At 59.0% G+C, this 2,890-nt stretch carries 4 protein-coding genes; 2 read left to right on the forward strand and 2 right to left on the reverse strand.

The genetic code is table 11. From position 1 onward, the window contains the following. The first annotated feature begins 105 nt into the window (after positions 1-105). Both VZ95_RS16680 and VZ95_RS16685 read left to right on the forward strand, forming a co-directional pair. Complete coding sequence (locus VZ95_RS16680) at positions 106-963, forward strand: dienelactone hydrolase family protein (RefSeq protein WP_045776858.1); 858 nt, start codon at positions 106-108, stop codon at positions 961-963. A 40-nt stretch (positions 964-1,003) separates the two neighbouring features. Beyond that, positions 1,004-1,744: an SDR family NAD(P)-dependent oxidoreductase gene (locus VZ95_RS16685; protein ID WP_332308118.1), complete on the forward strand. Its 741-nt coding sequence runs from the start codon at positions 1,004-1,006 to the stop codon at positions 1,742-1,744. A 54-nt stretch (positions 1,745-1,798) separates the two neighbouring features. On the opposite strand, the gene VZ95_RS16690 is transcribed toward VZ95_RS16685, so the two are convergent. Next, a complete protein-coding gene (locus VZ95_RS16690) occupies positions 1,799-2,578 on the reverse strand; it encodes an amino acid ABC transporter ATP-binding protein (protein WP_045776859.1) in 780 nt (259 codons plus the stop codon). 13 nt (positions 2,579-2,591) lie between these two features. Then, on the reverse strand, positions 2,592-2,890 hold a 299-nt coding region (locus tag VZ95_RS16695), incomplete at its 5' end, for an ABC transporter permease subunit (RefSeq protein ID WP_156995360.1).

Consider the following 2,890-nt stretch of genomic DNA (forward strand, 5'->3'; position numbering starts at 1 on the left):
CGCTGCCAAGAAAAAATCGTTTATCACTGCTAAGATGTCATCCATCCTGTGAGAAATACCGTATGAGTAGCGGTACCGAATCGGTTTCAAACTGGGAGGCGTTCGATGGACGATGTAAAGCTGGTAACACCGCAAACGGATGTAAGCCGCCGGGGGTTTGTCGTGATGAGTTCTTTGGCGGCAGGCTTTGCCCTTGCCGTTCAGCCGGTACAGGCGCAAACGCAAATTTCGACTGATACCAACGGGCTTGAGGCCGGGGAAGTATCGATCCCGACCGGCTCCGGCCCGATTCCCGCCTATCGCGCCCAACCGCAAGGCGGCAAGAACCTGCCGCTCGTGTTGGTCGTTCAAGAAATCTTCGGCGTGCATGAGCATATTAAAGACGTCTGCCGCCGCTTCGCCAAGCTGGGCTATTGCGCCATTGCCGTTGAGCATTTCGCGCGTCAAGGCAATGTCGCCAATGCAACGATGGAGCAGATCCGCCCGATCGTCGCCGCCGTTCCCGACGCCCAGGTGATGAGCGATCTTGATGCTGCCGTGGCGTTCGCCAAGGCCAGCGGGTCGGTCGATACCAGCAAGCTCGCCATTACCGGCTTCTGCTGGGGCGGGCGCGTGACGTGGCTCTATGCCGCCCATAATCCGGGCGTGAAGGCTGGGATCGCTTGGTATGGCAGGGTCGTCGGCGATAAGACGCCGCTCCAGCCTGCGCATCCCATCGATGTTGCCGATAAGATTAAGGCACCCGTACTCGGGCTGTACGGCGGCGCCGACCAAGGCATTCCCGTGGCCTCGCTGGATCAACTGAAAGCGGCGCTCGGCGCGGGGACCAAGTCGGAATTCGTCGTTTATCCCGATGCCCCGCACGCCTTCCATGCCGATTATCGCCCGAGCTATCGGGAAGCGGCGGCAAAAGACGGCTGGACTAAGCTACTGGCGTGGTTGAAAGCCAACGGGGTTGCCTAATCCTCCAACCCTGCGGGGGGAGTTTTCTCCCCGCAGCCTTTTGATAACGGGGGCATCCAGCGGAATCGGCGCTGCGCTTGCCGAAATTTACGCGGCCCCCGGCGTAACGCTTCGGTTGATGGGGCGCGACGCGGCCCGGCTGGAGGCGACCGCCCGGCTGGCCCAGTCCCGTGGGGCGACCGTCGAGAGCGCGGCGCTGGATGTGACCGATGCCGTAGCTTTAAGCGCCTGCCTAACGGCCTGGGATGCGGCCCTGCCCTTCGATCTGATTATCGCCAATGCGGGGATTTCCGCCGGGTCCGGCGATGGGCTGGAGCGTGAGGCCGACTTACGCCGCGTTACCGAGGTGAATGTGCTCGGCGTTATCAATACCCTCGCCCCGCTGCTGCCCCGGTTCAGTCAGCGCCAAAGCGGGCAGATTGCCCTAATGGCCTCGCTCGCGGGCTATCGCGGTCTTGGCGGGGCGGCGGCCTATTGCGCCTCGAAAGCCTGGGTGAAGGTCTATGGCGAAGCCCTGCGCTTGACCCTCGCCCCGTCGGGCATTCGCGTTTCCGTGATTTGCCCCGGCTTCGTTGAAAGCCGCATCACCGCGCGCAACCGCTTCCCGATGCCGTTTTTGATGCCCGCGCCCCGCGCCGCTGCGATTATTCAGCGTGGGCTTGCTCGCAATCGGGCTCGGATTGCCTTTCCCTGGCCGATGGCTGCGATGACCAGCCTTCTGGCCGCCCTGCCGATTGGGCTGACCGATCGCATTCTTCAAAAACTCCCCAAGAAAACATAAAAGGCCCCCAGAAAATCTGGGAGCCTTTCAAGATCAATACGACACCGTCTCAGCTTAGTGATTGAGAATCTGGCTGAGGAACAGTTTCGTGCGGTCGGACTGCGGATTGTTGAAGAATTCATCGGGCACGTTCTGCTCGATAATTTCACCGCGATCCATGAAAATCACTCGGTCGGCCACCGATTTGGCGAAGCCCATTTCGTGCGTTACGCACAGCATGGTCATCCCGTCTTCGGCCAGGGAGATCATCACATCCAGCACTTCCTTGACCATTTCCGGATCGAGCGCCGAGGTCGGCTCATCGAACAGCATGATCTTCGGCGACATGCACAGCGCGCGGGCAATCGCCACGCGCTGTTGTTGGCCGCCGGAAAGCTGGCCCGGATATTTCAACGCCTGATCGGGAATGCGCACGCGCTCCAGATACTTCATGGCGATGGCTTCCGCTTCCTTTTTGGGCAGTTTCTTGACCCAAATCGGCGCAAGCGTGCAGTTTTCCAGCACGGTCAGGTGCGGGAACAGGTTGAAGCTTTGGAATACCATCCCAACTTCGCGGCGGATGACTTCGATGTTCTTCACATCGTTGGTCAATTCCGTTCCATCGACGATAATGCTGCCCTTTTGATGCTCTTCCAGCCGGTTAATGCAACGGATCAGGGTGGATTTCCCCGAGCCGGACGGGCCGCAGATCACAATCCGCTCGCCCTTGCTCACCGACAGATTGACATCGCGGAGCACATGGAATTCGCCATACCACTTATGAACGTGGCTGACTTCGATATTGGTCGGCGCGGCGGCGAGTTGCTCGCGGCGCGCTTGGCGTTGAGGGGTCATGCTAAATCCTCGATCAACGGCTGGTGGCTTTACTCAGGTCGCGTTCAAGCCGTTGGCTGAATTTCGACATGGTAAAGCAAAAAGCGAAGTAAATCAGCGCGATATAGAGATACATTTCCACGTAGAAGCTACGCCACGGCGGATCATTAACCGCGATTTTGCCGGCATTCAGCAAATCGACAAGGCCGATGACGATCACCAGCGACGTATCTTTGAAAGTGGAAATGAAACTATTCACCATCGGCGGAATGACGATACGTAAGGCTTGCGGCAGAATAATCAGGCGCATCTTGGCCCAATAGCCCAAGCCCA

Origin of the sequence: Elstera litoralis (assembly GCF_000963705.1) — a bacterium.
GTDB lineage: Bacteria > Pseudomonadota > Alphaproteobacteria > Elsterales > Elsteraceae > Elstera > Elstera litoralis.